The organism is Candidatus Mycalebacterium zealandia (genome assembly GCA_014075295.1).
Classification (GTDB): Bacteria; Desulfobacterota_D; UBA1144; order Nemesobacterales; family Mycalebacteriaceae; genus Mycalebacterium; species Mycalebacterium zealandia.
Map to the genome: position 1 here is coordinate 150,616 of CP046180.1, position 25,654 is coordinate 176,269.

At 50.4% G+C, this 25,654-nt stretch carries 29 protein-coding genes; 12 read left to right on the forward strand and 17 right to left on the reverse strand.

All coding sequences use genetic code 11. The features are described from left to right. Positions 1-6: 6 nt before the first annotated feature. Complete coding sequence (lepA, locus tag GKS04_00760; GenBank protein ID QMU55726.1) at positions 7-1,800, forward strand: elongation factor 4; 1,794 nt, start codon at positions 7-9, stop codon at positions 1,798-1,800. 6 nt (positions 1,801-1,806) lie between these two features. Here the strand turns inward: lepA and GKS04_00765 are convergent, their stop codons facing one another. After that, complete coding sequence (locus GKS04_00765; GenBank protein ID QMU55727.1) at positions 1,807-3,498, reverse strand: hypothetical protein; 1,692 nt, start codon at positions 3,496-3,498, stop codon at positions 1,807-1,809. A 127-nt stretch (positions 3,499-3,625) separates the two neighbouring features. Here GKS04_00765 and GKS04_00770 point away from each other — a divergent pair, with 127 nt between their 5' ends. Then, the gene (locus GKS04_00770) at positions 3,626-4,060 is read left to right on the forward strand and encodes an Hsp20 family protein (GenBank protein ID QMU55728.1); all 435 of its coding nucleotides are present in this window, start codon (positions 3,626-3,628) and stop codon (positions 4,058-4,060) included. 167 nt (positions 4,061-4,227) lie between these two features. Here GKS04_00770 and GKS04_00775 read toward each other — a convergent pair whose 3' ends face one another. Then, positions 4,228-5,109 carry a hypothetical protein gene (locus GKS04_00775; GenBank protein ID QMU55729.1) on the reverse strand — a complete coding sequence of 294 codons (882 nt, stop codon included), beginning with the start codon at positions 5,107-5,109 and terminating at the stop codon, positions 4,228-4,230. 88 nt (positions 5,110-5,197) lie between these two features. Here GKS04_00775 and rpmG point away from each other — a divergent pair, with 88 nt between their 5' ends. Both rpmG and rpmB read left to right on the forward strand, forming a co-directional pair. Continuing rightward, complete coding sequence (gene rpmG / locus GKS04_00780) at positions 5,198-5,359, forward strand: 50S ribosomal protein L33 (GenBank protein ID QMU55730.1); 162 nt, start codon at positions 5,198-5,200, stop codon at positions 5,357-5,359. Next, a complete protein-coding gene (gene rpmB / locus GKS04_00785) occupies positions 5,359-5,601 on the forward strand; it encodes a 50S ribosomal protein L28 (protein ID QMU55731.1) in 243 nt (80 codons plus the stop codon). The genes rpmG and rpmB overlap by 1 nt, the downstream gene beginning before the upstream one ends. 12 nt (positions 5,602-5,613) lie before the next feature. Here rpmB and GKS04_00790 read toward each other — a convergent pair whose 3' ends face one another. Both GKS04_00790 and fabH read right to left on the reverse strand, forming a co-directional pair. Further along, positions 5,614-6,549 (reverse strand): hypothetical protein, encoded by a 936-nt coding sequence (locus GKS04_00790; protein QMU55732.1) that lies wholly within the window; start codon positions 6,547-6,549, stop codon positions 5,614-5,616. Continuing rightward, entirely contained in the window at positions 6,522-7,499 is a 978-nt protein-coding gene (gene fabH, locus GKS04_00795; protein ID QMU55733.1) for a beta-ketoacyl-ACP synthase III, read from the reverse strand. Before fabH ends, GKS04_00790 begins: the two co-directional genes overlap by 28 nt. A 127-nt stretch (positions 7,500-7,626) precedes the next feature. On the opposite strand from fabH, the gene GKS04_00800 reads away from it, so the two are divergent. Next, positions 7,627-8,019 (forward strand): hypothetical protein, encoded by a 393-nt coding sequence (locus GKS04_00800; protein QMU55734.1) that lies wholly within the window; start codon positions 7,627-7,629, stop codon positions 8,017-8,019. Here GKS04_00800 and GKS04_00805 read toward each other — a convergent pair. Next, a complete protein-coding gene (locus tag GKS04_00805; GenBank protein ID QMU55735.1) occupies positions 7,963-8,415 on the reverse strand; it encodes a hypothetical protein in 453 nt (150 codons plus the stop codon). The two genes, GKS04_00800 and GKS04_00805, sit on opposite strands and share 57 nt — an antisense overlap. 2 nt (positions 8,416-8,417) lie before the next feature. Next, the gene (locus GKS04_00810; protein QMU55736.1) at positions 8,418-9,233 is read right to left on the reverse strand and encodes a DUF547 domain-containing protein; all 816 of its coding nucleotides are present in this window, start codon (positions 9,231-9,233) and stop codon (positions 8,418-8,420) included. A gap of 91 nt (positions 9,234-9,324) precedes the next feature. Between GKS04_00810 and GKS04_00815 the strand changes: the two genes are divergently transcribed. After that, entirely contained in the window at positions 9,325-9,495 is a 171-nt protein-coding gene (locus tag GKS04_00815) for a hypothetical protein (GenBank protein ID QMU55737.1), read from the forward strand. Positions 9,496-9,585: 90 nt separating this feature from the next. Here GKS04_00815 and GKS04_00820 read toward each other — a convergent pair whose 3' ends face one another. Beyond that, complete coding sequence (locus GKS04_00820; GenBank protein ID QMU55738.1) at positions 9,586-10,611, reverse strand: LLM class flavin-dependent oxidoreductase; 1,026 nt, start codon at positions 10,609-10,611, stop codon at positions 9,586-9,588. Positions 10,612-10,689: 78 nt separating this feature from the next. Between GKS04_00820 and GKS04_00825 the strand changes: the two genes are divergently transcribed. Next, positions 10,690-11,748: an LLM class flavin-dependent oxidoreductase gene (locus GKS04_00825; protein QMU55739.1), complete on the forward strand. Its 1,059-nt coding sequence runs from the start codon at positions 10,690-10,692 to the stop codon at positions 11,746-11,748. After that, positions 11,745-12,068 carry a hypothetical protein gene (locus GKS04_00830; protein ID QMU55740.1) on the forward strand — a complete coding sequence of 108 codons (324 nt, stop codon included), beginning with the start codon at positions 11,745-11,747 and terminating at the stop codon, positions 12,066-12,068. The genes GKS04_00825 and GKS04_00830 overlap by 4 nt, the downstream gene beginning before the upstream one ends. A gap of 8 nt (positions 12,069-12,076) precedes the next feature. Here the strand turns inward: GKS04_00830 and GKS04_00835 are convergent, their stop codons facing one another. From GKS04_00835 to GKS04_00860, 6 genes are all read right to left on the reverse strand, one after another. Next, the gene (locus tag GKS04_00835; protein QMU55741.1) at positions 12,077-12,568 is read right to left on the reverse strand and encodes a biotin/lipoyl-binding protein; all 492 of its coding nucleotides are present in this window, start codon (positions 12,566-12,568) and stop codon (positions 12,077-12,079) included. Further along, positions 12,568-14,070: an acetyl-CoA carboxylase biotin carboxylase subunit gene (accC, locus tag GKS04_00840; GenBank protein QMU55742.1), complete on the reverse strand. Its 1,503-nt coding sequence runs from the start codon at positions 14,068-14,070 to the stop codon at positions 12,568-12,570. Before accC ends, GKS04_00835 begins: the two co-directional genes overlap by 1 nt. Positions 14,071-14,087: 17 nt before the next feature. Next, on the reverse strand, positions 14,088-15,647 hold the full coding sequence (locus GKS04_00845; GenBank protein ID QMU55743.1) for a methylmalonyl-CoA carboxyltransferase: 1,560 nt from the start codon (positions 15,645-15,647) through the stop codon (positions 14,088-14,090). Between the two features lie 163 nt (positions 15,648-15,810). Beyond that, positions 15,811-16,401: a dephospho-CoA kinase gene (locus tag GKS04_00850; protein QMU55744.1), complete on the reverse strand. Its 591-nt coding sequence runs from the start codon at positions 16,399-16,401 to the stop codon at positions 15,811-15,813. A 3-nt stretch (positions 16,402-16,404) separates the two neighbouring features. Further along, positions 16,405-17,838 (reverse strand): glutamate--tRNA ligase, encoded by a 1,434-nt coding sequence (locus GKS04_00855; GenBank protein ID QMU55745.1) that lies wholly within the window; start codon positions 17,836-17,838, stop codon positions 16,405-16,407. Then, positions 17,838-18,086 (reverse strand): glutaredoxin, encoded by a 249-nt coding sequence (locus tag GKS04_00860; protein QMU55746.1) that lies wholly within the window; start codon positions 18,084-18,086, stop codon positions 17,838-17,840. Before GKS04_00860 ends, GKS04_00855 begins: the two co-directional genes overlap by 1 nt. Before the next feature lie 60 nt (positions 18,087-18,146). Here GKS04_00860 and GKS04_00865 point away from each other — a divergent pair, with 60 nt between their 5' ends. The 4 genes from GKS04_00865 (at position 18,147) to GKS04_00880 (ending at position 21,572) form a co-directional block, all read left to right on the forward strand. Continuing rightward, positions 18,147-19,310: an aminotransferase class V-fold PLP-dependent enzyme gene (locus GKS04_00865; GenBank protein QMU55747.1), complete on the forward strand. Its 1,164-nt coding sequence runs from the start codon at positions 18,147-18,149 to the stop codon at positions 19,308-19,310. A 62-nt stretch (positions 19,311-19,372) separates the two neighbouring features. Then, a complete protein-coding gene (gene rplM, locus GKS04_00870) occupies positions 19,373-19,801 on the forward strand; it encodes a 50S ribosomal protein L13 (GenBank protein QMU55748.1) in 429 nt (142 codons plus the stop codon). A 20-nt stretch (positions 19,802-19,821) separates the two neighbouring features. Then, positions 19,822-20,223: a 30S ribosomal protein S9 gene (gene rpsI, locus GKS04_00875; protein ID QMU55749.1), complete on the forward strand. Its 402-nt coding sequence runs from the start codon at positions 19,822-19,824 to the stop codon at positions 20,221-20,223. A 47-nt stretch (positions 20,224-20,270) separates the two neighbouring features. After that, a complete protein-coding gene (locus GKS04_00880) occupies positions 20,271-21,572 on the forward strand; it encodes an inositol-3-phosphate synthase (GenBank protein ID QMU56663.1) in 1,302 nt (433 codons plus the stop codon). An 18-nt stretch (positions 21,573-21,590) separates the two neighbouring features. Here GKS04_00880 and GKS04_00885 read toward each other — a convergent pair whose 3' ends face one another. From GKS04_00885 to GKS04_00900, 4 genes are all read right to left on the reverse strand, one after another. Beyond that, positions 21,591-22,832 (reverse strand): sigma-70 family RNA polymerase sigma factor, encoded by a 1,242-nt coding sequence (locus GKS04_00885; GenBank protein ID QMU55750.1) that lies wholly within the window; start codon positions 22,830-22,832, stop codon positions 21,591-21,593. A 50-nt stretch (positions 22,833-22,882) separates the two neighbouring features. Then, the gene (locus tag GKS04_00890; protein ID QMU55751.1) at positions 22,883-23,488 is read right to left on the reverse strand and encodes a superoxide dismutase; all 606 of its coding nucleotides are present in this window, start codon (positions 23,486-23,488) and stop codon (positions 22,883-22,885) included. A 120-nt stretch (positions 23,489-23,608) separates the two neighbouring features. Beyond that, entirely contained in the window at positions 23,609-25,015 is a 1,407-nt protein-coding gene (gene tilS / locus GKS04_00895) for a tRNA lysidine(34) synthetase TilS (protein ID QMU55752.1), read from the reverse strand. Beyond that, positions 25,012-25,653 (reverse strand): DUF502 domain-containing protein, encoded by a 642-nt coding sequence (locus GKS04_00900; protein ID QMU55753.1) that lies wholly within the window; start codon positions 25,651-25,653, stop codon positions 25,012-25,014. The genes tilS and GKS04_00900 overlap by 4 nt, the downstream gene beginning before the upstream one ends. Between the last annotated feature and the right edge of the window lies 1 nt (position 25,654).

The window sequence follows — 25,654 nt, forward strand, 5'->3', positions numbered from 1 at the left end:
GGAGAAATGAATCCGCGAAACATACGCAACTTCTCAATAATAGCGCATGTGGACCACGGCAAGTCCACGCTTGCCGACCGCATACTTGAATTTACGGGAACTTTGAGCGAGCGCGAAAAAAAAGACCAGTTTCTTGACCAGATGGAGCTTGAGCGTGAGCGCGGAATTACGATCAAAGCCCAGGCGGTCAAAATCAATTACACCGCCGATGACGGCGAAACCTATGAATTAAATCTGATAGACACGCCCGGACACGTTGATTTCAGTTACGAGGTTTCCAGAAGCCTAATGGCGTGCGAGGGGGCGCTTCTTGTTGTTGACGCTTCGCAGGGGGTTGAAGCGCAGACGTTGGCGCACACATATCTCGCCGCGGATTCGGGGCTTGAAATTCTTCCGGTGATAAACAAAATTGACCTTCCTTCCGCCGAGCCCGAAAGAGTGAAGGCGGAAATAGAAGAAATTCTGGGAATTGACACAAGCGACGCGATTCGGGCAAGCGCGAAAGACGGAACGGGCGTAAAAGAAATTCTTGAAATGGTCATAAAAAAAATACCCCATCCGTCGGGAAAAAGTAGCAATCCCCTTAAAGCGCTGATTTTTGACAGTTGGTTCAGTTCGTACGAGGGCGTGGCGATGCTCGTAAGGGTGTTTGAGGGAAAACTCCGAATTGGCGGACGAATAAGACTTATGTCAACCGGCAAACAGTATTTTGTGAAAAAACTCGGCGTATTCAGTCCGAATCTAATTGAAACTGAAGAACTGGAAACCGGCGAAGTCGGTTTTGTAACAGCCGCGGTGAGGGAAATTAACGAAGCCCATGTCGGGGACACCATAACGGACACGGAAAATCCGTCTTCGGAGCCGTTTGAAGGTTTTAAGGTGATGAAACCGATGGTTTTCAGCGGCCTGTATCCCACAAACACGGGAGAGTATGAAAAACTGCGCGAGGCGCTTGAAAAACTGATACTCAACGACTCCTCCTTTGTTTACGAGCCTGAAACCTCCGCCGCGCTCGGTTTTGGATTTCGTTGCGGATTTCTCGGACTGCTTCACATGGAAATAATAAAAGAGCGTCTTGAAAGAGAGTTTGATCTTGAATTAATTACGACCGCGCCGACTGTAATTTACAAAACCGTTCATGTTTCGGGGGAAGAAAAATTCATAGACAATCCCGCCGATTTTCCGATGGGCGACAAAAGGATGTCGGTTGAAGAGCCGTTTGTTCTGGTTTCAATACACATGCCCTCGAACTCTCTGGGGCAGGTTATCGATCTGTGCGAAAAAAGGCGGGGGGTTCAGAAAAATATGAGATATGTAACGCCCGAGCGGCTTATTCTTGAATACAGTTTGCCGCTTTCGGAAATAGTTTTTGATTTTTACGACCGCTTGAAATCAGTTTCACGCGGCTACGCCTCAATGGACTACGAACCCGCCGGATACGCGCAGTCAAACCTCACGCGGCTTGACATTCTCGTCAACGGCGATCCGGTTGACGCCCTTTCACTGATTGTCCACAAAGACAAAGCGTATGAGCGCGGACGGGATTTAATTGAAAAATTAAAGGAATTAATTCCGCGCCAATTATACGAAGTCGCAATACAGGCGGCGATTGGAAGCCGCGTAATCGCAAGGGAAACCGTCCGCGCGATGAGAAAAGACGTAACCTCAAAATGTTATGGCGGCGATGTTACAAGAAAAAGAAAACTGCTTGAAAAACAAAAAGAGGGGAAAAAACGCATGAAGCAGGTCGGCAGCGTGGAAATACCTCAGGAAGCGTTTCTCGCGGTTTTGAAAACTTGAAGGTTTTTAACCCTTCATCTTCTCCCGCATCGGTTCGGTAATAAAATAAGTTGCGGGGCTTATCGCGTCCGGATCGGTGCGGACGTTAACAACATAAGGTTTTTTTGAATTAAGGGCGCGCTTAATCGCGGGTTCAAGTTCCAGCAATTCCGAAACAAACTCACCCCCGCCCCCCATTGCTTCGGCGATTTGATGAAAACCCACCTCTCCGAGCATAACGCCGTCAAGCGGGGCTTTTTCGCCGTATGTAATGCGGATTTGATTTCTCGTCATTCCCCACGAAGAGTCGTTGCAAACCACAATCGCTATGGGCAAATTGTGTTTTACCGCGGTTTCAAACTCCATAAAATTCATCCCGAACGCGCCGTCTCCGGTTATTAACACAACGGGATTTCCCGGACGCGCCGCCTTCACTCCAAGCGCGAACGGAAGCCCCACTCCCATGCAACCGAGCGGGCCGCCCTTCACATATCCGCCCGGAATTTCCACACGGCACGAAGCGTCAGTCCATGCCTGACAGTCTCCGCCGTCCGGCACAAAAATTGTTCGGGTCGGAGCAATTTTATTAACCGCCTCAACAACTGAAACCGGATGAATCGCGCCTTTTTTTGAAGAGACGTTTTTCTCCGAGAAAAAAGCGCGGGATTTTTTATCGGAAATCTTTTTTAATTGCGCGGTCCATTTGTCAAAAACCGGAGAGGATTTTTTCAGTTCGCGATTTAATTTTTTCAAAACAGCCGAAACATCCGCCGCGACTGGAATGTCAACGTTTCTGTTTCTGCCTATCTCGGTTGGCTCTATGTCAATCTGCGCTATTTTCGCTTTTTTATTAAATGTTTTTCCAAAGCCCATAAAAACGCCCATGCGGACTCCCGCAAGCAAAATAAAATCCGCCTTCTCAGTCGCGTCTGAAAAACCGAAAGGTGAAGACGGGCCCGCAGGACCGAAACAGAATTGCGAGGAGTCCGGAATTATCCCCCTGCCCAGATGAAGAGTAAAAAACGGAGCGCGGACAGTTTTTGAAAGTTTCGCAATTTCATCTCGCGCGCCGGAATAATACGCCCCGCTTCCGGCTATAAACAACGGTTTTTTTGCCCGGCGAATATTTTCCGCGATTTCTTTTATCGCCTCATCGGAGGCTTCGGGATTTTCAATTTTCGAAAAATCCGCCTTTTCTATTTCGCTTTCCGCGCAAAACGGATAAAGAACCTCATACGACATTCCGAGATAAACGGGTCCCGGTCTTCCCGTTTTCGCCGCACGCCACGCATCCGTTACGTAATGCGGAATCCTTGAAGCTTCATAAACCGTTCTCACCCATTTCGCCACCGGGCGCGCGATGGCTTCCTGATCAATTTCCTGCAATGAAAGCCGGTCATTCTCCTCAATTCCGGACCTGCCGGAAATAATAACCAGCGGCGAATTTGCCAGAAAAGAAACCGCCATTGCCGTCAAAGTGTTTGTGAATCCGGGCCCTGCTGTTACAAGACACACCGCCGGCACTCCGGTTGAACGCGCGTAAGCGTCCGCCGCCATTGCCGCGCCCTGCTCGTTGTGAGTGTCAAGAAGCCGTATTCCAAGTTCTGAACACGCCTTGTAAACCGGATTTATATGCCCGCCGCCGAGCGTGAAAACATCCTTTACACCCAGTTTTTTCAGGGTTTGAGCAAGTAAAAAACCGCCCTGTTTCTTTTCCATGCCGATTATTGTACTGGCAACGCGCGTTTATGGGCAATTTTTCAAAAAAAAACGCGAAAACCTCTTGAACGGCGGAATACCGTTTTTATATTGAGAACGCCAAAAACAAAAAAGGAGGTAAGTGGCAATGAACACATTAAGACTTTGGGAACCGTTCGGAATGCTAAGAGAGTTTGACGACGTGTTTAGAAACTTCGGCGCGTTCGGCTCCGCGACAAGAGACGGGAAGGATTTGCTCGCAAAAACCGATATAGCGGAAACGGACAAATCGTACGAAATCGCACTGGAAGTTTCGGGAATTGAAGCGAAAGACCTGACCCTTGAAGTAAAGGACGACGTTCTTTCCATCAAAGGCGAAAGGAAGTTTGAGGAAAAAGCAGAAGACGGGAAAAAATACATAACCGTTGAAAGACGCTACGGAAAGTTTTCCCGCAGTTTCGGTCTTCCGGAAAAAACGGACAAAAAAGGGATAAAAGCCGACTGCAAAAACGGCATCCTGACCGTAACGGTTCCGAAAACCGAAGTTGAAGAGAAAAAACCTCTGAAGATTGAGGTGAGTTAGGCGCCTGAAAAGAGGCGAACAAAAGCGTGGCATCCCAAGAATAAGTGGGCGCCGCGCTTTTTTATTCCCCGCTCAAGCGGCTCAATCTTCAGATTCGGCGGCTTGGAATCAAAACACCTGACATTAACGCTGGCTCTTACGCGCCGTCCGGCACCAGCCCGGAAACTTCACGGCTCTATGCCAAGATCCCTTCTCATTCGCGCGTCCGGAGGGCTGTTTTTGTTCCAGTAGTCTGAAAAGATTGTCTTCTTCCGCCGCGCCACAGTTTCAATCCGTTTCGCGCCCTTGCCCCATCCACTTCTGTAATTTTCGCGCCACGAGACAATTTTATGCGGAAAATCAGTTTCAAAATCCATTTCAAAAACCCTGTCCGTTTTCGGGAAAAACAGCGAGTACCGTGTAATGCCCGGTGCCGGACTTGAGATTTTTGCGTCCGCCCGCTCAACTCCGGTCGGTGTGTGGAGAAGCCTTGTTATCAGAAGCCCCGGAACAATTGAGATTCTTCCGGTGGGAAGAGATTGCGGGGCAATCCGCGCCCGTGTCCAGATTTCATCTTCAAGAAAAACACTCTCCACCTTGAAACTTTCGTCTCCCTCGCTCTCAAAGTATGAAAAAGTTTTTCCCTCGTAATACCGTCCCCTGAGATTGAATTGAGAGAAAACATGCCCGCACCACTCCTGAGACGAAAGCGTAACTTTTAGGGGGCGCAGGTCCGCTCCTGAAACCGGTGCAAACACTGATGACATTGTTGAATACCTGTAGATTCCGGTGTTGAATTTCTTTACAAGGTTCAGTTTGAGAACCTTCACAGCATCCCGTCCGGCGAGGGAGGGGTTGTCAAGTTTCACGTGTTTTGAGCGCGAAAAATCTTCGGTAACAAAAATCAAAACTGCGTATCCGGGGTGTTTCGCGCCGTAGCGCGCCTGACTCAGTTCGTAACTCGTAATCTCCGCCCTGCCCGAATACCAGTAGTCGTCAAACTGCGCGGCGAAAGCGTGTGAAACCGCCGCGACGCAGACAAAAACAAGCCCTAAAAACAGTGCGCGCATACGGATTTATGATAACCGATTGATTTCTTGAAGTTTCACCGCTTTGCTGTTATATTGCCGTTCCCGCTACAAGAGGAAGGGTTAAATAATGGGAAAACAGGGAAATCGGCTTATGGTCAAAATCAAAAGCACTGAGAGCCACCACATCTACTACACCGAGAAAAACAAGGTGAATACTGAAGACCGCCTTGAACTCAAAAAGTTTGATCCCGTTGTGAGAAAACATGTTCTCTACAAGGAGACCAAGTAATGGCGCGCAAATGCTCAATCACGGGCAAAAAGCCTCTGGCCGGAAACCATGTTTCGCACGCGAACAACAAAACCAGACGGCGCCAGTTGCCTAATCTTCAAACCAAAAGGATTTTTATTCCCGAACTCGGCAAGTTTGTGAAAATCAAATTGTCCACCCGCGCTCTGCGCACGATTGACAAAAAAGGGCTTGTTCCGTTCCTCAAAAGCGAAGGCCTTTCGCTCAAAGATGTCATCAGGTAGCCGGACGCTTCCTCACACCATATACGAAATCATAGTCGGCAGAACCAGAAACGACACCGCCGTGCTGACAGCGGTTACCGAGGCAACTTTTTCCGGCTCGGCGCCGTACTTTTCGGCAAGCACAAGGCAGGTAACGGCCGTTGGCATCGCGGACTGGAGAATCATCACCTTTGAGGTGAGTTCAGAAACGTTGAAAAACGGAATCAGCACGATAGCGGCGAAAAATCCGAGCGCAATCCGCGAGCATCCGAAAATGGACGAAACCCAGAAACTTGAAATGGAAATCTCCGAAAGCCGGTATCCCAGAATAAACATCATTCCCGGAACCGCGATGTCGGCGAAAAGCGAAATCGTCCTGTCCAGAAAAAGCGGCGTTTCATATCCGCCGAAGTTCACCCACATTCCGCCAAGCGCGGAGTAGATGAGCGGCAGTTTGAAAATTTCAGAAATTGAACCACGCGAGTTCACAAGCGCGACACCGAGCGTGTAGTGAAGAAGTGCCATTGCCACCATGCACACAACGGCAATCTGAAACCCCTGCTCGCCAAACGCGAACAGGATAAGCGGCAGCCCCATGTTACCGTTGTTGGCAAATATCATTGTTGGCAAATAGGCGGGGCGCGAAACCTTGAAGATTTTTGTGAGAATCAAGCCCGCGACAAGGCACAGCGCGGACACCAAGGCAAAAAATCCGAAAATCCGCGCCACAAAATAAAAGTCCATCGGCGGGGCGGAAAAAGACGAAAAAATCAGGCAGGGCGCGGCAATATAAAGAACAAGGTCGTTGATGGGAGAAATATCAACGCGCTTGATTTTTCCAAACAGAAAACCGACCGCGATAATAAGGAAAACAGGCAGAACAATATGCGCGATTCCCGAGTCCGCCATTTCAATTCTGAGCGGGAAATGAAAGTCGGGCATTACAGCCTCACTACGCAGGAGCCCCATGTGAAACCGGCTCCGAAAGCGGCGAGAAGCACCGTGCTTCCCTCACAAATCCGGCCTTCCTTGAGCGCTTCGTGCAGGGCAATTGGTATGGAAGCCGAAGAAGTGTTTCCATATTTATCCAAGTTCACCACAACCTTTTCTTCGGGAAAATTCATCCTTTTTCTGGTGGCTTCAATAATCCTGGAATTCGCCTGATGCGGAATGAAAAGGTCTATGTTTTCGGGCTCAAGCCCGGCGAGTTTAACCGCTTGCTCCGAAGCCGTCTCCATCGCCTTGACCGCCTCCTTGAAAACTTCGTTGCCTTCCATTTTCAGAAAATGACTCCTGTCTTTAACGCTTTGCTCGGTCGCGGGAATTCTTGAACCGCCGCCCGGCATGTAAAGAAGATTCCAGTTGTCGCCATCGGAACCCAGTTGGGAGGAAAGCACTCCGGGGGTTTCAGATTTCTGTAAAACCGCCGCGCCCGCCCCGTCTCCGAAAAGAATGCAGGTTGAACGGTCCTGATAATCAACCACCTTTGACAAGGTTTCCACCCCCACGGCGAGCACCGTTTTGCAACGCCCCGAGTCTATCATGTCACGCGCTATGTGAATTGCGTACAGAAATCCCGAACAGCCCGCGAGAATGTCAAAAGCCGTGGCTTTTTTCGCTTTAAGTTTGCTTTGCAGGATGCACGCGGTTGATGGAAAAAGGTAATCGGGCGTAACGGTGGCGACAATGATGGCGTCAATGTCTTCGGGCGAAACATTTGCCTCTTTTACCGCCTGTTGTGCGGCGACAATCCCCATATCCGACGATGCTTCGGCGTCCGTCGCAATTCTTCTCTCTTTGATGCCCGTTCTTGTAACTATCCACTCATCGGAGGTATCAACAATTTTTTCAATGTCTTGATTGGAAAGAACTTTCTCGGGAGAGTATGAGCCGATTCCCGTAATCCTGACGAAACTCATTTGTGCCATTATCATTTCAAAAAATAGCGATGTCAAACCCCTTTATTTTTCGGGACAGTTGTGTCATTACAGATTGAAGAAAAATCCGCGTAGTCACGCAGATTACTCGAAGGGGGAAAACATGAACTTGGCAAATGGAAAATTTTTCCAAACATTTACCGCATGCCTGCTGGTTGCGGCTTTTGCCTTCCATGTTCAGGCAAGTTACTGGTCACACCTGTTCGCGGGCGGAAACTGCGGGGACTACAACTGCACTCAAAAGTACAACGGCAAGTTCTCTTTTGACACCGAAGTCAGAACCGATTTGCGTGAGGGCGGAACCTTGGCAATTGGAGCAATCAACATATTTGACGCCTACCCCGACAGGATGGACGGAGCAATTGGTGGCAATGCGCGGCTTATAAACAGAGGATTTTTTACGGCTGGGAAGCCCGTGGAGCGCATCCAATTGAAGACGGTTTTACTACGCGCGGCTGACGACCGATTTGCAAGCGCTTTCAATCCGCGCCGTTTCGTTTGAGTCAAAACCCGCGCTCACGCCCGCGCTCACGTTTCCGTCGCGGTCCGTGAACCAGATTTCCGCGCGCCGCTCATGCTCAAGAAGTGCGAGGTTCTCCATATCCTTTTCTGATTCCAGAGAGAAAAAATATTCGTAACTGAATTTGCCTCCGCCTGTTTCAATAAACACAAACGCGCAAACGGCGGGAAACTCCTCCTTATCAACAAATTCAAACTGAAAATTCACGGACGGCTCAAAATCATTTTCAAACAAAAAAGCGAGCGCCAAATCCTTGACGGCGAAAACAACGCCGTTCAAACCCGAAAACGCAATGCAACCCGCATCCACAATGGAAAGAGCCATCGCGGTTTCGGAATCAATCTCCGGGGAGCGTGTGATTTTTTTGCTTTCCGCCATTACTATTTCTCGTTGAGCGACCAATCGTAACCGCCCTCAACCAGTCCGGATGTCCTTTTCACGGTCGCCGCAAGTTTCGGAGCGGCGTATTTTGCTATGTGCTCACGCACGCCGCCGAAGTCTTCGGCGAACCAGAAATATATGGAAGAAATAACAAGTTTTCCGTCCTTGACCTTTACACCGCGAGGGTGGTTCGCAAAATCTCGCGCGCCGTTTTCAAGAAGTTGTTCGGTGTTTTCAGCCGTGTAGGCGACGGGCGCAAGGTCGGGACAACCTATGGAAGCACAGTTCACCGCGTAATGAATTCGCGCGTCTTTCCACACGGGGCGCAAAATCCCATGCTCAATGTCGTCAAGTGAAAGCAGCACGCCTTCAACGGAAACAATCTTTTTGCCCCACGGCCCGTCCGTGCCCGGGGGCGAGGTGTCAATATCAAGAATGCTTGAAACCGGATAGGCGTTCAAAATCGTTTGCACGGTCAGCGCGTTGTAGAGATTTATCCAAAATGCCTTTTGCTCCGCACGGTTTAAGCCGGACACCTTCACGCGCCTCAGAGTGGAAATGTAATCGTCAAGCGCGCGGGCGTCCGCATTCGTTACGCCGCGGTAATTAACCAGATTCGCTCCGCGCCGCACGTGGACGTAAACGCGCAGAAAATCGTTCCACGCCTTGTGGGAAACGGTCCCGGAACTGCGGGGATTGTGCGTGCGGCGCAAATCCTTAATACCGCTCCGGGCGTCCGCCGTGAACGGAAAAAAAAACAGGCAGAGGAAAAACAACACCGCAAGCAGTTTCAGGTTGGCTCTCACATCTTTCATTATGCGTGATGGGCGCGCGGACTGACAAACGCGGTTTGATGAGATAATACGGGCTTGACTGATTTCGCAATCCCACTGTAATATAGGGATTATGGATACAACAACTTTAGTATTGGTTCTGGTTGCAATTCTTGTCGTTGTTCTTTTCGTAGTCAAAGGCGAAAGCGGCGGAGACACTTCCTCCGGTTCGGACGCTCCGACGCCGCCCGAAGACAAAAGCACTGGCAACGAACAGGATTCTTTTCGCAGCCCGAAATCTTGAACTGAACACAGCGCAATTGTTCTGCTTTGGTAAGATGCGGCCCCGGCTTGAGGAGACCGCTTCTGTGTTTTTTTGACCGCGCCGCCGGACCTATTTAAAAGACGGAATAACTTCGGAGCCGAAAAGTTCAATACAGCGCGAAATCTCTTCCAGAGGCGCTTGAGGAAACACCATTCGGCAGACGATGTTCTCTATGCCGGTTTCCCGGCGGTATTTTTCAATCTCTCCGGCGCAATGCTCCGGGGTTCCTATCATAAAGCGGTTTTCAGCCATATGCTCAAGCAGAGGATCTTCCGGTCCCTTCACCTGCTCGCCCCTTATAAAAATCTTGATGCCGAGAGTCAGGTAGAACCTGTACATGTTGATTATGTATTTCTCTCCGCCCTCAAGCGCGCCTTTTTCACCTTTGCTCACAAAGGTTTCTCTGAGAAGAACGTGCCCGGCGAGAGAGGGGTCGCGCCCGGCCTCCCGTGCCGCTTCGTTATACCAGCCGAGAGTGTCGCGTATCATGTCAAGCGTGCGACCGGGACCAACGAGAAGCGGATATCCGAGCCGCCCCGCACGTTTAACGGCAGGTTCCTCAAAAGCGCCAATGTATAACGGAATGTGCGGTTTTTGAACGGGTTTGGGCGTAACGTCAATGTTCTCGAAAGCAAACCTTTTGCCCTTGTATGAAAACTGCCCTTCGCCCCACGATTTAAGCAGAACGTCTATGCCTTCCTCAATCAGTGACGGACGGTTTTTGATTGACAGCCCGAAGCCGTCAAACTCCTCTTTTCGGTAGCCGATGGCGACTCCCAGATCAAATCTGCCTTCTGAAATGTTGTCCACAACGGCGGCGTCTTCAGCGACCCGCACGGGATTGTGAAGCGGCAAAATCATCGCGGCGGTGCCTATGCGTATTTTCTCTGTAACCGCCGCCATTGCCGCCGCAGTGGCAAGCGGCGACGGGCAGTAGCCGTCTTCAAGAAAATGATGCTCCGACAGCCAGACCGAATCAAAACCGGCCTTTTCCACGAGTTTTGTCTGTTCAAGCGCCGCGCGGTAGAGAGTTTTGTGGTCGGCGGCCACATCAGCGTGGGTCTGCATGCTGAAAAGTCCAACTCCAAAATTCATTTTGACACCCTCCAAAACTTGCTGATAGGGTTATATTAACACAGATACGGGCGGGACGCCCCGGAGGTAAAATCAAAAATGGCGAAAAATATACAATTCGGGCTTTCCGCTCCCATGCCGGGAACCGACACGAACGGACTGCTTGAATTTTCAAAAAAGGCGGACAAACTCGGTTTTGACACAATATGGTATCCCGACCACACGGTTTTTGTGGCTCCGGGAGCGATTGCTCCCGAAGCGTGGACAATCGCTTCGGCTGCAGCGGGAATAACCTCAAAAATACAACTCGGAACCGTTTCCGACCCGCACAAAATCCAGCCCGCGACCTTCGCCCAGAGACTTGCCACCATTGACCATTTGTCGAAAGGAAGGGTAACAATCACTATGGGTGTGGGTGAATCAATGAACCTTGACGCGTATGGAATTCCCTGGAACAAGCCGTTCACGAGAATGAGAGAGGCGGTTGAAGTGATGCAGATGCTGTGGAAAAACGACGAGGAAACTCCGGTGAATTACGATGGCGAGTTTTTCAAACTGAAAGACGCTTTTCTGCAAATCCGCCCGTTTGAGCGCGACAGAATTCCGGTCTATTTCGCGACTCACACGCCAAAGGGTCTCGCGCTGACCGGAGAAATGGGAGACGGCTGGCTGCCGATTGATTTGAATCCGTCTCTTTATGAAAAATATCTGGGCGACATCCATTCCGCCGCCGACAAAGCCGGAAGAAACAGAGACGAAATTGACCCCGCGCTGTGGATTTTTACCTCGCTCGGAGAGAACGAGGACGAGGCGTATAAAACTCTGGAGCCGTTCAAATACGTGCTGGTTATGCAGGAACAGCTGAAAGCGGCTGGCTACGATGTAAAAATCCCCGATGAATACAAAGGGCTGAACTATTTCAACATAGTTCCGCAGGACACAGAAGGCAGGGCGCGTTTCCGCGAAATAGGGCAGTTTTTCCCGCGCGAAGCGATTATGGACTTCACAATCACGGGCTCAAAAGACGACTGCATAAAGCGGATTGAAACCTTCATAGATAAAGGCGTGAGAAACTTTGTTCTGTTCTACCGATTCAGTCCCGACCCTGAAAAAGCGCTTGAAACCTACGCGAAGGAGATAATTCCGTATTTTAAATGAGAATGTGGGGAGTAAATCCCGCGCTTTTGTGCGACAAACACCTTCTCGGCGAGCATGTGGAGATGCATATGTTCACGGGAACCATTAAAAAAGGCATAAGCACAAAGGGCTATGAGGAAAGCGGACTTGTAAATCTGTCCAAAATCCGCGCCCGGCACGACAAAATCGCCAAAGAAATGAAACGGCGGGGAATGAACCACAAATCGCCCATAGACCCGATAGCGGACGGACTCAAAGGCGGCTGGATTGACATTAAAGCGAATTTGAAGGAGTTAAAGCGGAGATGTAAGGGGTGCGGGAAAAGGATTGAAAAATCTTGATTTCCCCCTCATTCCCCTTCAAGCACAACCAAAACCGCGCCGCCTTCCACGGCATCGCCTTCTTTCACTTTAATTTCTTTTATTTTTCCGGCAACGGACGCTTTTAATTCACTTTCCATTTTCATTGCTTCAACAACAACCACGCCTTCGTCCTGCGCGACCGAATCGCCTTCGTTTTTGAGTATTTTCACAACCCTGCTCGGCATGGGCGAGGAAATCTGCAATCCACCGTCCTCTCCGCTTGCGGAAAGTTCCCTTTCGGTAACGGATTCAAACTCATAAAGAGTTCCCTCGCTGAACACCTGAACTTTTTTGCCTTTTTTGACCACTCCGGCGGTAAAAGAGCCGTGTTTGTCGCAAACAATGGAAACAAGCGCGGGGTCAAGTCTTGCAAAGTCAACGGTTGAAGAAAAATCGCCCGATTCAACAACCGCGCGCCCATTTTCGTCTTCAACGTTGACGCGAAACTTCTCATCGCCGAGTTTTAAAATGTATTTCATCAGCTTTCGTATCCGCCTCTCACAACGCCCGTCTTGCGGGCAAAATTCTTCCAGCGGGAAACCGGCGCGGCTTTTCCGCCCTGTTCAGTCTGGGCGGAACCAAAATGCAACGCCAGCGCCGCGGCAACCGCCGCTTTGTTCCTGCCTTCCTCTCCGGGCGACAGAAGTTCAGGGTGCCTTTCTATAAATCCGGTGTCTATGTCGGCTTTCATAAACTCCTCATCGCGCATAATGCGGATGAGAAAACCGATATTGGTTTTTGTGCCGAGAACCATGTATTCACCGAGCGCGGCTTCCATCTTTTTTATCGCCTGCTCGCGCGTTTCAGCCCAAACCGCGAGTTTGGAAAGCATCGGGTCGTAGAAAGAGGTAACCTCGCAACCGCTGAAAATCGCCGAATCGTCTCTGATGCCGGGCCCATCCGGAGTTTTCACATAATCAATCGGTCCCGGCGCGGGAAGAAAATTCATCTCCGGGTCTTCGGCGTAAATCCTGCACTCAACCGCGTGCCCGTTTATTTTGAAGTCGCTCTGCTTGAAGGGAAGTTTCTCACCGTCCGCGATGCGTATCATCCACTTCACGATGTCAAAACCGGTTATCATCTCCGTTACGGGATGCTCAACCTGTATGCGGGTGTTCATTTCAAGGAAATAAAAGTTTTGCTTGGGGTCCATTATAAACTCAACCGTGCCCGCGCCCCTGTAGGAAACCGCTTTGGCGATGTCAACCGCCACCTCGCCCATTTTTTTGCGCGTTGATTCGGAAATAAATCCGCTCGGCGCCTCTTCAATCACCTTCTGGTGCCTGCGCTGAATTGAGCATTCGCGCTCAAAAAGGTGCAGAACATTGCCGTGTCCGTCCGCGATAATTTGAATCTCAATGTGGCGCGGCTTTTCAACAAAACGCTCTATAAAAACCGAATCATCGCCGAAAGCCGAAAGCGCTTCACTTTTAGCCATTCTGAGAGAGCTTTCAAACTCCGCGGGGTCTTGAACAAGCCGCATTCCCTTGCCGCCGCCGCCCGCGGACGCTTTTATCATAAGCGGGTAACCGATTTCCTTCGCCACTTTCTCCGCTTCAGAATCGTCCACCGCGCCTTTGGAGCCTGGAACAAGGGGAACCTTCGCTTTCATGGCGATGTTTCTGGCGGTGATTTTGTCACCCATCTGCCTGATGGTTTCCGCGGAGGGCCCTATAAAAACTATGGAGGCTTTCTCACAAGCAGCGGCAAAGTCCTCTTTTTCCGAAAGAAATCCGAAACCCGGATGAACCGCTTCGGCGCCCGTTTTTTTACAGGCATCTATGATTTTTTCAATATCCAGATAGCTTTCAGCCGGTTTTGAGCCGCCGATGTGAACGGCCTCGTCCGCAAGGGAAACATGCGCCGCGCTTCTGTCCGCGTCAGAGTAAACGGCAACCGTGCCGATGCCCATTTCACGGCAAGCCCTGATTATCCTTACCGCGATTTCCCCCCTGTTTGCTATCAGTATTTTGCCGAACATTTGAGAAAACCGCCCGTCTAAAGAGGAATGTTCCCGTGCTTTCTCGGCAGATTCACTTTCCTTTTTCCGTCAAGCGTCTTGAACGCGGAAACAATGCTTTTCCTTGTGTCTTCGGGCATGATGATGCGGTCAATAAATCCAAGTTCCGCCGCACGGTAGGGGTTTGCGAAGTTCTTTTTGTATTCCTCGGTCAGTTTGGCTCTCTCCGCGTCAGGGTCTTTGGCTTCGGCAATCTGTGAGCGCGAAATGATGTTCACCGCGCCCTCAGAACCCATAACCGCTATTTCCGCGTCAGGATAAGACAGATTTATGTCTCCCCCTATGTGCTTTGAAGACATAACGTCATACGCGCCGCCATACGCTTTGCGCGTTATGAGCGTTACTCTCGGCACGGTCGCCTCGCAGTAGGCGTAAAGCAGTTTTGCGCCGTGCCTTATGATTCCGCCCCATTCCTGATTTGTTCCCGGAAGGAAGCCCGGAACATCAACAAGTGACAAAAGCGGAATGTTGAAACAGTCGCAAAACCGGACAAACCGCGCCGCTTTTTCCGAAGCGTCCATGTCAAGACAGCCCGCAAGCATAAGCGGCTGATTGCCCACAACACCAACAACCTTGCCGTCCACACGCGCAAAGCCAACAACTATGTTCTGTCCGAAATGCTCCTGAACCTCAAAAAAGCGCGAGTCATCAACAATACGCTTTACAACCTCTTTCATATCGTAGGGCTTGTTGGGATTTTCGGGAATCATGTCCGCGATTTCGCCGGTGGCTCTGTCAACGGGGTCGTCACACGACTGTTCGGGGGGGTCGTCCATGTTGTTTGACGGCAGAAAAGAGAGCAGTTCCTTGATTACTTCAATGGATTCCTCGTCATTTGCCGAGGCAAAGTGCGCGACTCCGCTTTTGGAGTTGTGAACCATCGCGCCGCCGAGCTCTTCGGAATTAACTTCCTCATGCGTTACGGCTTTTATAACATCGGGACCGGTGATGAACATATAACTCGTGTCTTTTGACATAAGGATAAAGTCCGTCATCGCGGGCGAATAAACCGCGCCGCCGGCGCAGGGACCCATAATGGCGGAGATTTGCGGAACAACGCCTGAAGCGCGCACATTCCTGTAGAAAATCTCGCCGTATCCCGCGAGTGATTCAACGCCTTCCTGTATGCGTGCGCCGCCCGAATCATTCAGCCCGACCACGGGCGCGCCGGTTTCGACCGCCATGTCCATAATTTTGCAAATCTTTCTGCCCTGAACCATTCCGAGCGAGCCGCCAAAAACGGTGAAATCCTGCGCGAAAACAAAAATCTTTTTGCCGTTTACCGTTCCGTAGCCCGTAACAACTCCGTCTCCGAGAAACTTTTTGTCCTCCATTCCGAAGTCTTTGCAACGGTGGACAACAAACTTGTCCATCTCCACGAAACTTCCCTTGTCCAGCAGAAGAGCGACGCGCTCTCTGGCGGTCAGTTTTCCGCTCTCATGCTGGCGGTCAATTCGCGCTTGGCCGCCGCCGAGTTCGGATTCCTGCTCCTTTCTTTTCAGTTTTTCAAAACTTTTTTTGGTGGTTTCTTCGCTCATTTATTCAGTTTCCAGCGGTGGAAATCGTGAGCGCTTACTATACCGAAAGCGAAAAATCGGCGCAAGCATTGAGCACGGCGCAAGCGGAAAGAGGTTTCAAGAATTGTTTGTCCTCAACAACCGCGGGCTTTGGTTTTGGAACCAATCGTAAAAGCGTTCCGCATTAGAAAACAACCCTCTCCCACAAATCCTCAACCCGCGCTCTCAAATCTTTCAAATCTCCGTCATTTTCAATCACAAAATCAAAATCGGGGTTGCGTCCTTGCTGCGATTTCAGACGCTTTTTCGCCTCGGTTTCATCAAAGCCGTCCCGTTTTGCCACTCTTTCAATCTTTTTTACCTCGCTCGCGTTAACAAGAATCAGGTGGTCTATGATTTCGCCCAGAACGCCGCCGCGAGCGAGCAAAGCGGCTTCTATCACAACCGCCTTCGCACCGTCTGCGGACGCCTTTTCCGTGCGAGCGGCAATCTCGTCTCTGATTTCGGGGTGGGTTATGGCTTCAAGCGCCCTGCGTTTTTCAGAGTCTGAAAAAACCGCAAGACCGAGTTTTTCGCGGTCTATCTTTCCGTCCGCGCAGACAATGCCGGAACCGAATTCGCGGATTACGCGCTCAAACGCCGGTTTGCCGGGTTCGGTAATAAAACGCGACACCTCATCGGCATCTATGACGCGCGCGCCGAGTTCTGACAAAATTCCCGCCACGGTGGATTTACCGGAGCACAAATTTCCGCAAAGTCCTATAACAACCGCCAACTTTCACTCTCCCGCCTTTGCGATTTTTATCGCGTTCTCCAAGCGCGAAACTGTTTTTTCCCTTCCGAGCGCGGACACGGTTTCATAAATTCCCGGACTTTCAGTCTTTCCCGTAAGCGCGACCCGGAGCGGCTGCGCTATCTGTTTCATTTTGAGTCCGGTTTCTTCCGTAATGCCGGAAAAAATCCCCTTCAAGCCGTCCTCATCAAACGGAGCGCCGGGTTTTGACAGAGCGGAAAAAACCGCTTCAAGCGCGGGCAGGGTTTCAGGATTTAGAAACTTTTTCTTTGCGTCCTCATCAAACTTCACTTCTTTCGCAAACAGAAAAACGCTTTTCTCCGCCATCTCATTTATCGTTTCCGCCCTCTCTTTAAGCAGTTCCACCGCCTTTTTCGCATCTTCGGGAGAAACATAAAAACCCATTTCTGAGAGTGTTTTCCGAAGCGGTTTCGCTACATCCGCCTTGTCCTTGCGTATGTGAACTCCGTTTACCCAGCGCATTTTTTCCTCGTCAAAATTGGATGGCGAAATCCCGAATCCGCGTATGTCAAACTTCTCAATCAGTTCGGAAATTGTGAAAATCTCCTCGTCTCCGTGCGACCAGCCGAGCCGCGCGATGTAGTTGGCAAGCCCGGACGGAAGTATTCCGGAATCGCGGAAATCGGCGACCGAAACCACGCCATGCCGTTTGCTCAGTTTTGAGCCGTCCGGCGCGAGAATGACCGGAAGATGCACAAAGGCGGGAATGTCAAGCCCCAGCGCTTTGAGGAGCAGAATCTGCTTGGGCGCGTTCACAAGATGCTCATCGCCCCTTATGACATGCGTGATTTCACAAAGCGCGTCATCTATCGCGCAGGCGAAATTGTAGGTCGGCATACCGTCCGGACGCATAATGACAAAATCTTCCACTTCGTCCGTGGAAAAACCCATATTGCCGCGAAGCAGGTCGGTAAAAATAATTTCACCCGAAGAATCCGCAAGCGGGTTGTCCTCTCTGTTCTGAACGCGCGGAACGGCAAACCGCACCGCGAACGGCGCGCCGTCTTTCTTTCCGCGCTCCGCCCACTCCCTTTTGTAGCGGAAATGCCCGCCGGACGCTTGGGCGGATTTGCGTTCGGCTTCCAAATCTTCCGGCGTCATATAGCACTTAAATGCCGCGCCGGTCTCAAGAAGTTTCCGGACGTATTCCCCGTAGATATCAAGACGGGCGGACTGGCTCAGCGGCTCGCCGTCCCATTCAATTCCGAGCCACCGGAGCGAATCTATTATTTCGGAAAGAAACTTTTTTTCCGAGCGTTCGGCGTCCGTGTCTTCAACGCGCAGAATAAACTCGCCGCCTTCGTGGCGGGCAAAAAGCCAATTGAAAAGAGCGGTTCGCGCTCCGCCTACGTGCAAAGAGCCGGTCGGGCTCGGGGCAAATCTGGTTTTTACGCTCATCAGGAGCCGTCAAGACCGCCTTGCCGGGCAAGTTCCTCTAATTCATTGAAACCGCCGATCAGTTCGCCGTTTTTGAGAATAAGCGGAACCGTTCTCCAGTTGTATTGTTCGGAAACACTGACCCTCAGTTCAGAATCCTGCGTGAGGTCTATCTCCTCATATTCAATGCCTTTGGAATCAAGCAGGGACTTTGAGGCAATGCAGTAGGGACAGGTTTTTGTTGTGTAAATCTTAAATGCGGCCGGCATTGTTTGCGCCTCTGAAATGGATTTCAATCAATATACTTGGCTTTCGATGAGCGTGAAAGTATGTTGTTGGGCAATTATCCGGGAAAACAAGGACTGAAATTGCCTGCTACAAAGTTCAAAAAACTCTCTCCTCCCCCGCGGATATTGCTCGGACCCGGTCCGAGCAACGTGAGCAAGGCGGCTTATGACGCGCTCGCAACGCCGATTATCGGGCATCTTGACCCGGATTTTCTTGCGATGATGGACGAAATCGGTGAGATGCTGCGCACGGTTTTTCAGACCCGCAACCGGCTCACAATTCCGATGTCGGGCACGGGAAGTTCGGGAATGGAAACGGCTTTTGTGAACGTGATTGACCCCGGAGACACAGTCGTTATAGGTGTGAACGGGGTTTTTGGTGAAAGAATGTGCGATGTGGCGGAGCGTTGCGGAGCGAAAACCGTCAGGGTGGAGGCGCCGTGGGGAGATATCATCGAGCCAGACGGATTCATTTCCGCGCTCAAAAAAAATCCCGAAGCAAAAATCGCGGCAATAGTTCACGCCGAAACCTCAACCGGCGCGCGCCAGCCGCTTGAAGAGATTGGAAACCATCTGCGCGACACGGACACGATTTTTCTCGTGGACGCCGTAACCTCGCTTGCCGGATGCGATTTGAAGATTGACGACTGGGGCGTGGACATTTGCTACAGCGGAACACAAAAATGTTTAAGCATTCCGCCGGGAATATCGCCCGTAACCTTCAGCGAGAAAGCTGAAAACGCCCTTTTTTCCAAAAAAAACAAGGTTCAAAGTTGGTATCTTGACCTCTCAATGATTTGCAAATACTGGGGAAGCGAGAGGGTTTATCACCATACCGCGCCGGTCTCAATGCTTTTCGCGCTGAGGGAGGGTTTGAGGATTGTGCTTGAAGAAGGGCTTCAAAACCGGTTTGAACGACACGAAAAACTCGGGCGGATGCTTTCGGAAAAATTGTCCGCGCTAGGGTTTGAGCCTTTCGCCCGCGAGGGTTTCCAGCTACCGATGCTTGCTTCGGTGATACTGCCCGAAGGGCTTGATGACGCCGAAACAAGACGGACTTTGCTTAACGAATACAAAATTGAAGTGGGTCCCGGGCTTGGGGAAACAAAGGGCAAAATCTGGCGAATAGGGCTTATGGGCGAAAGTTGCTCGGCGGAAAATGTGGAAGCGCTCTCAAGCGCTCTCAAGAGTTTGCGGGGCGGTTGATTAAAGCGCGCGCGGTTTGACTTGTTTTGTGTTTTCGTTATAATCGCAACCCTGTAATCCTCATGAAAACTTACGTTGAGAAATCCGCCGCGGGCGGGAGAAAATGGCGCGTTGTTGACGCTGACGGAAAAACTCTCGGGCGGCTTGCGACAAAGCTTGCCACAATTCTGCGCGGCAAGGATAAACCTGAGTTTACTCCTCACGCGGACACGGGCGATTTTGTTGTTGTGGTCAACGCGGAGAAAGTTCACCTGACGGGCAACAAACTCGCGGACAAAATGTATTATCGCCACACGGGCTACCCGGGCGGCTTGAAGTCAACTTCGGCGCAAACCCTGTCCGAGACAAAACCCGAAGAGGTTTTGAAAAAAGCGGTTTGGGGAATGCTCCCGAAAAACAAATCACAGAAAAAACTGATTAGCAGGCTCAAGGTGTATGCCGGAGAGTCTCATCCGCACGCCGCTCAAAACCCCAGCCCGGCGGATTTGTAATTTTCAGACGGTAGGAAGCAATGGCTGCAAGTGAAACAAACATCTTTAATGGAACGGGAAGAAGGAAAAACTCGGTCGCGTCCGTATGGGTAAGACCGGGTTCGGGAAAAATCACAATCAATAAAAAGGACGTTGAGCAATACTTTCCGCGCCGCACATGGCAGATAAAAGTGAATGAGCCGCTTGAGATAACAAACTCAGCGGGGCAGGTTGACGTGTCGGTTAATGTAAGAGGCGGCGGGCTGACCGGGCAGGCGGGCTCAATAAGCCACGGGCTTTCCAGAGCTCTTTTGAAATATGACGAGACTTTGAGAAAAAAATTGAAATCCGCCGGGCTTTTAAGACGTGACTCAAGAATGGTGGAAAGCAAAAAATACGGCAGAAAAAAGGCGCGGCGCGGACAGCAGTTCTCAAAGAGGTAACATTCTTGCCCCCTAAAAAGACTCCCAAAAAAGGGAAAGGGAGAAAAATTTCCTCCCCTGAAGGAAAACTCGGCGTTCTTCTTCCGGGTATCAGCGGGGCGGTAAGCACAACATTCATAGTCGGAGTTGAGTCTTTCAACAAAGGCGTGGGCGAACCCATCGGCTCACTCACCCAACTGGGAACCATACGCTTGGGCAAGCGGACGGCGCGCAAAAGCCCGAAAATAAAAGATCTTTTTCCGCTCACAGATTGCAAAAATCTGGTTTTCGGCGGTTGGGACATAGCGGATGAAAGTTGCCGTGACGCAGCAATCAGATCGGGAGTTCTGGATATGCCGACCCTTGACGAAGTGAAAGATGAAACCGGCGGCATAAGGCCGATGAAGGCTGTTTTCAACAAAAAATATGTCAAAAATCTTTCCGGCTCCCATGTGAAGAAAGGAAAAACAAAGATGGAGCTCGCCGAGCAGTTGATTGACGACATAGCGGAATTCAAGAAACAAAACGGTTTGCGGCGCGCCGTTATGGTGTGGTGCGGAAGCACTGAAACATACATAAAGCCATCCGCCGTTCACGGTTCCGTGCAAAAGTTTGAAAAGGGACTCAAAAGCAACCATTCTGACATCGCGCCGAGCATGATTTACGCCTACGCGGCTATAAAATCGGGTGTTCCATACGCCAACGGAGCGCCTAACCTTTCGGCAGACATTCCAGCGCTTATTGAACTCGCGAAAAAGCACAAAGTTCCAATTTGCGGAAAAGACTTCAAAACCGGTCAAACGCTGATGAAAACCATCATCGCTCCGGGGCTGAAAGCCAGAATGTTGGGCTTGAACGGCTGGTTTTCAACAAACATTCTCGGCAACAGAGACGGCGAGGTGCTTGATGACCCCGGCTCGTTCAAAACGAAAGAAGAAAGCAAGTTGAGCGTGCTTGAACACATCCTGCAACCCGAATTCCATCCCGAACTTTATTCGGACTACTATCACAAGGTCAGAATCAACTACTATCCGCCGCGCGGAGATGAAAAAGAGGCGTGGGACAACATAGATATCTTCGGGTGGCTGGGCTATCCGATGCAGGTAAAAATCAACTTTCTGTGCCGCGACAGCATTCTTGCCGCCCCAGTCGTGCTTGACCTTGTGATGTTTCTGGACCTCGCACAAAGGGCGGGAATGAGCGGAATACAGGAATGGCTTTCGTTCTATTTCAAAAGCCCGATGGTTGCTCCGGGACTTTACCCGGAACATGATGTTTTCATTCAACTTACCAAACTGAAAAACACCCTCCGCCACATTGCTGGCGAAGAGCAGATTACGCATCTGGGATTGGAATACTACGAGAAGTAGGTTCGGGTTAGAAACCAATCAATTCTGCATAAAACTGTAAAGGTGGTCTCCGATTTCGGAGTTTTTGAGTTTATTGAGCGAGTGTTTTTCAATCTGTCGGATTCTTTCGCGGGTCAGGTTGAATTTCTTTCCTATCTCATCAAGGGTTGAAGTACCGTTCTGGTCTATTCCGAAGCGCAGTTTTATTATCTCTTCTTCCCTCTCGTTGAGATGCTGTTTGAGCGCCTCGCGCAATTTTTCCGCAAGTGCTTTTTTCGCGATTACAAAATCAGGAATTGAGTCCCCCTGATCGGGAACGGAATCAAGCAGTGTGGCGTTTTTGCCCTCTAAAATAGGGGTGTCAAGACTTACCGCATCGTTTGTGGAATTCAAAATCCTTTTAACAACCTCAACCGTTATGCCGGATTCAAGCGATATTTCCTCAGGCGTGGGTTTTCTGTCCGTAGTTTTGGACAGTTTGGCGACCGTTTTGTATACGCGGTTTGCCTGTTCAAGCAGATAGACGGGCACCTTAATTGTTCTGGTCTGTCCCTGAAGCGCTCTGAGAATTGCCTGATGTATCCACCACGAGGCGTAAGTTGAAAACTTGTACCCCTTTGTGTGGTCAAACCTCTCAACGGCGCGCATAAGACCGAGGTTGCCCTCCTGAATCAAATCGGGCAGGGAAAGCCCTCTGTTTGTGTATCTCCTTGATATTGTTATGACAAGCCGCAGATTCGCCTTGACGAATTTCTGCTTCATACGCTGCGCTTTTTTCTCCTGAGAAATCCGCGCGAGTTTCCTCAACACCTCCGTGCGCCCTTCGTATTCCGATTTTTTGCCGGAACTTCTCGCCATTGCGCTCTTTTTTTCCAACCGCTCAATTCTAGTGGGAACGGCGTATTTCTTTTCCTGATTTCTGTATTTCCGGTCCGTATCCTCGGCAACCGCCTCGTATTTTTTTATCTTGGACGATATTTCAACTTCCTGCTTTGCCGTGAACAAGTCTTCCGAAGACATATCCTTGAAATAAACATAGAGAAGCCTCATATGTTCGTCAGGATTGAAATCACCCTTTTTCTTTTTCGCGTTGTTTGACGCCTCAATAAAATCCTGAGGCGGGGGCGGTTCGGGAAAATCAGAGTCGGTCGAAGCGGTTACGGTTTCTTCGTTAGGCTCAAGCCCCGCATCCTTTCCATTTTCGGAAACCGGAAAAGACTTTTCCCCCGCGCTATTTTCATTGAGAGCTTCGGGTTTCTGTTTTTTTTCTTTTTTTGCCATAAACCACTCTTGAGTTAGTTAAACGGACAGAAATTAAATATGGCTAGATCTCAGACCGCGGAGAATCTCTTTTCCGCCTGTTTCCAGTCGACGACGTTCCACCACGCCTTGATATAGTCCGGACGTTTGTTTTGATAGTTCAAGTAGTATGCGTGCTCCCAGACATCAAGCCCCAGTATTGGGGTGAGTCCGTCTGATATGGGGTTGTCCTGATTGGGTGTTGAAGTAACAACAAGTTTGCCGGAATCCACACAGAGCCACGCCCAGCCGCTTCCAAAACGGGTCGCTCCCGCCGCCGCGAACGCATCCTTGAAAGCGTCAAAACCTCCAAAAGCCGCATCTATGGACTCGGCGAGCTTTCCTGACGGAGCGCCGCCGCCATCAGGCGACATGCAGGTCCAGAAAAAAGTGTGATTGACGTGTCCCCCGCCGTTGTTTCTCACAGCTCCCCTGATATCTTCGGGAACAGAGTTCAAATCCTTTACGAGGTCTTCCGCGCTTTTGTCTCCCAGTTCGGGGTGTTTTTCCATCGCGGCGTTCAGGTTTGTAATATAGGTGTTGTGGTGCTTGGAATGATGTATTTCCATCGTCCGCGCGTCAATGTGCGGCTCCAGAGCGCCATAGCCATACGGTAGTTCAGGTAAAGTGTGCGCCATTCCTATCTCCTTGGTATCAATGCGAAAAACAGGCTTCGCCTCTCACCAGGAAGCACATTATAACACAAAACTTTTCAACATTAAAGCGGAATTCACGTTAGCGGAGATTTTGGAGAAAAACTAACCGCCGCGACGGGTTTCAAGAAGGTCGGGAACGAGTCCATCCAGTTTGATTCTGAGGTTTTGAGCCCCTTTGACCGCTTTGTGAGAATCGCTTATAACCACACCGCCCGCCCATATTATTTCGCCTTTGCAGGTGAATATCGGTAGTCTGGTTCTCAGAAATGAGGGGATTTTTCTTTCAGTAAAAACGGATTTGAGTTTTTTCGTGCCGCTCATTCCAAGCGGAACGGTTCTGTCTCCGGGTCTGAAATTCCTGACTTCAATGGGAAATCCAGTTTTTTCAAGAGAGAAATGGCCCACATCTCTCCTTTCCCACAGGGAGATATCGGAGGTTTTTTCAAAAAACGCACTGTTTCCGTCCGGAAGGTCTTTCGCCCCTTCGCCCTTTACCGTCAGTTTGTAGTCGTCCGCCGCGCCACACCGGAGAACAAGGCAGAAAAAACCGTAACTTTTCTCCATAGCCGCGCCACGAGGAAGACTCACCGCTCCGGACCGCGCAGGCGACATCAAGAGCGCGTCCATCTCTTCAAGGTGTGAAAACTCCAACCTCTCCAGTCCCCCCGTTGCAGTCGCGTAAGCCGTCCTTAAAAGTTCAGACCTGACCGCTCTGTGAACCGCGCGAAATTCGCTAACCGAACCGGCAAGCAAGCCTTTCGTGCCAGGGCTGGTAAACACTTGTGGAAAAATACGGGAGGCTTGAAGTGATATGTAGGAGGACTGCCGTCCCGCCGTGTCAGCAAGGCGGTTGAGCGCTTTTTTCATCTGCGGATTGAAGGTTTCAAGTAGCGGAAGCAACTGCTTTCTCACGCGGTTTCTCGTAAAAATCGTCAAATCATTGCTGCTGTCCTCAACCCATTTTTCGCCCGCGTCCGCAAGATATTCCATAACCTCTTCGCGGGAAACATTGATGAGGGGTCTGATAAGATTGTCCGAGCGCGGCTTGATTGAGGAAATGCCGAGAGTTCCGCTTCCTCGAAGCATTCTCATCAAAACCGTCTCCGCCCTGTCGTCCGCGGTGTGAGCGGTTGCGATCCTCTCCGCGCCCGTTTTTTCGCAAACCTCGGCGAAAAACTCATATCTGAGCTCGCGAGCGGCGCTCTCTATTGAAAGTTTTTTCTGTTTTGAAAACGCTTCGGTGTCGCACGAACTCACTTCAAACCGCAAATCCAGTTTTTCGCAAAGACGTGAAACAAATTCCTCGTCCCGTTCAGACTCCCGCCCGCGCAAACGGTGATTGAAATGGCAGACAATAATCTCCGGCGCGTTCTCTTCAAGACGCGTGAGCGCGTGGACAAGCGCGACCGAATCCGCTCCCCCGGAAACTCCCGCGACCACTTTCATCGCGGGGCGCGGAAGCATATCAAACTCTTTGAGAGCCGCCGTTAGTTTTTCTTGTAAACTCACTCTTTTGACGAAGAGGAAAGCCCGCCGGAGATAATCACGTTAAAAGCCTGCTCAACGGAAAGGGGAATTTCCCTGACTTTGGATTCGGGAACCATCAGATAGAAACCGCTTGTGGGATTGGGTGTTGTCGGCACAAAAATGTTCACAAGCGTTTCATCAAGCACATTATGCGCCTCGCCGGGCTTCATTCTGCCCATCACAAAACCGATTGAATAGATGTCTTTCTTCGGATACTCAAACATCACAACCCCTTTACCCTTCTGATGTGAATGGCCGAGAAGTGTGTTCAAAATCTGCTTTGAGGCGTTATAGACGGTTCTAATAACCGGAATGGAAAGAATTATGGACTCTATAAAACTGACCAAGCGGTTGCCAAGTATGTTTCTAACCACATATCCGGCGACCAGAACGAAAATTACCGTGCCGGAAATACCTATTGAGAAAGAGATTAATTTCACAACCCCTGCCGGAAAATGCATGGCCGGGAACCAGTGTTGGAGAGCCATTGAGGGCACGGCGCTGACAAGCGAATAGAGCCAGCCCGAAATTACGTAGACAAAAAACAGCGCGAGCCCGAACGGAACAATCACCGCGAGTCCGGTTAAAAAAGCGTTTCTGATGGAATTGAAAAAACTCATA

Coding starts and splice junctions, on each gene's coding strand:
- lepA (QMU55726.1), top strand. CDS start 7: ATGAATCCGCGAAACATACGCAACTTCTCAATAATAGCGCATGTGGAC.
- GKS04_00765 (QMU55727.1), bottom strand. CDS start 3,498: ATGGAAAAGAAACAGGGCGGTTTTTTACTTGCTCAAACCCTGAAAAAA.
- GKS04_00770 (QMU55728.1), top strand. CDS start 3,626: ATGAACACATTAAGACTTTGGGAACCGTTCGGAATGCTAAGAGAGTTT.
- GKS04_00775 (QMU55729.1), bottom strand. CDS start 5,109: ATGCGCGCACTGTTTTTAGGGCTTGTTTTTGTCTGCGTCGCGGCGGTT.
- rpmG (QMU55730.1), top strand. CDS start 5,198: ATGGGAAAACAGGGAAATCGGCTTATGGTCAAAATCAAAAGCACTGAG.
- rpmB (QMU55731.1), top strand. CDS start 5,359: ATGGCGCGCAAATGCTCAATCACGGGCAAAAAGCCTCTGGCCGGAAAC.
- GKS04_00790 (QMU55732.1), bottom strand. CDS start 6,549: ATGGGGCTCCTGCGTAGTGAGGCTGTAATGCCCGACTTTCATTTCCCG.
- fabH (QMU55733.1), bottom strand. CDS start 7,499: ATGAGTTTCGTCAGGATTACGGGAATCGGCTCATACTCTCCCGAGAAA.
- GKS04_00805 (QMU55735.1), bottom strand. CDS start 8,415: ATGGCGGAAAGCAAAAAAATCACACGCTCCCCGGAGATTGATTCCGAA.
- GKS04_00810 (QMU55736.1), bottom strand. CDS start 9,233: ATGAAAGATGTGAGAGCCAACCTGAAACTGCTTGCGGTGTTGTTTTTC.
- GKS04_00815 (QMU55737.1), top strand. CDS start 9,325: ATGGATACAACAACTTTAGTATTGGTTCTGGTTGCAATTCTTGTCGTT.
- GKS04_00820 (QMU55738.1), bottom strand. CDS start 10,611: ATGAATTTTGGAGTTGGACTTTTCAGCATGCAGACCCACGCTGATGTG.
- GKS04_00825 (QMU55739.1), top strand. CDS start 10,690: ATGGCGAAAAATATACAATTCGGGCTTTCCGCTCCCATGCCGGGAACC.
- GKS04_00830 (QMU55740.1), top strand. CDS start 11,745: ATGAGAATGTGGGGAGTAAATCCCGCGCTTTTGTGCGACAAACACCTT.
- GKS04_00835 (QMU55741.1), bottom strand. CDS start 12,568: ATGAAATACATTTTAAAACTCGGCGATGAGAAGTTTCGCGTCAACGTT.
- accC (QMU55742.1), bottom strand. CDS start 14,070: ATGTTCGGCAAAATACTGATAGCAAACAGGGGGGAAATCGCGGTAAGG.
- GKS04_00845 (QMU55743.1), bottom strand. CDS start 15,647: ATGAGCGAAGAAACCACCAAAAAAAGTTTTGAAAAACTGAAAAGAAAG.
- GKS04_00855 (QMU55745.1), bottom strand. CDS start 17,838: ATGAGCGTAAAAACCAGATTTGCCCCGAGCCCGACCGGCTCTTTGCAC.
- GKS04_00860 (QMU55746.1), bottom strand. CDS start 18,086: ATGCCGGCCGCATTTAAGATTTACACAACAAAAACCTGTCCCTACTGC.
- GKS04_00865 (QMU55747.1), top strand. CDS start 18,147: ATGTTGTTGGGCAATTATCCGGGAAAACAAGGACTGAAATTGCCTGCT.
- rplM (QMU55748.1), top strand. CDS start 19,373: ATGAAAACTTACGTTGAGAAATCCGCCGCGGGCGGGAGAAAATGGCGC.
- rpsI (QMU55749.1), top strand. CDS start 19,822: ATGGCTGCAAGTGAAACAAACATCTTTAATGGAACGGGAAGAAGGAAA.
- GKS04_00885 (QMU55750.1), bottom strand. CDS start 22,832: ATGGCAAAAAAAGAAAAAAAACAGAAACCCGAAGCTCTCAATGAAAAT.
- GKS04_00890 (QMU55751.1), bottom strand. CDS start 23,488: ATGGCGCACACTTTACCTGAACTACCGTATGGCTATGGCGCTCTGGAG.
- GKS04_00900 (QMU55753.1), bottom strand. CDS start 25,653: ATGAGTTTTTTCAATTCCATCAGAAACGCTTTTTTAACCGGACTCGCG.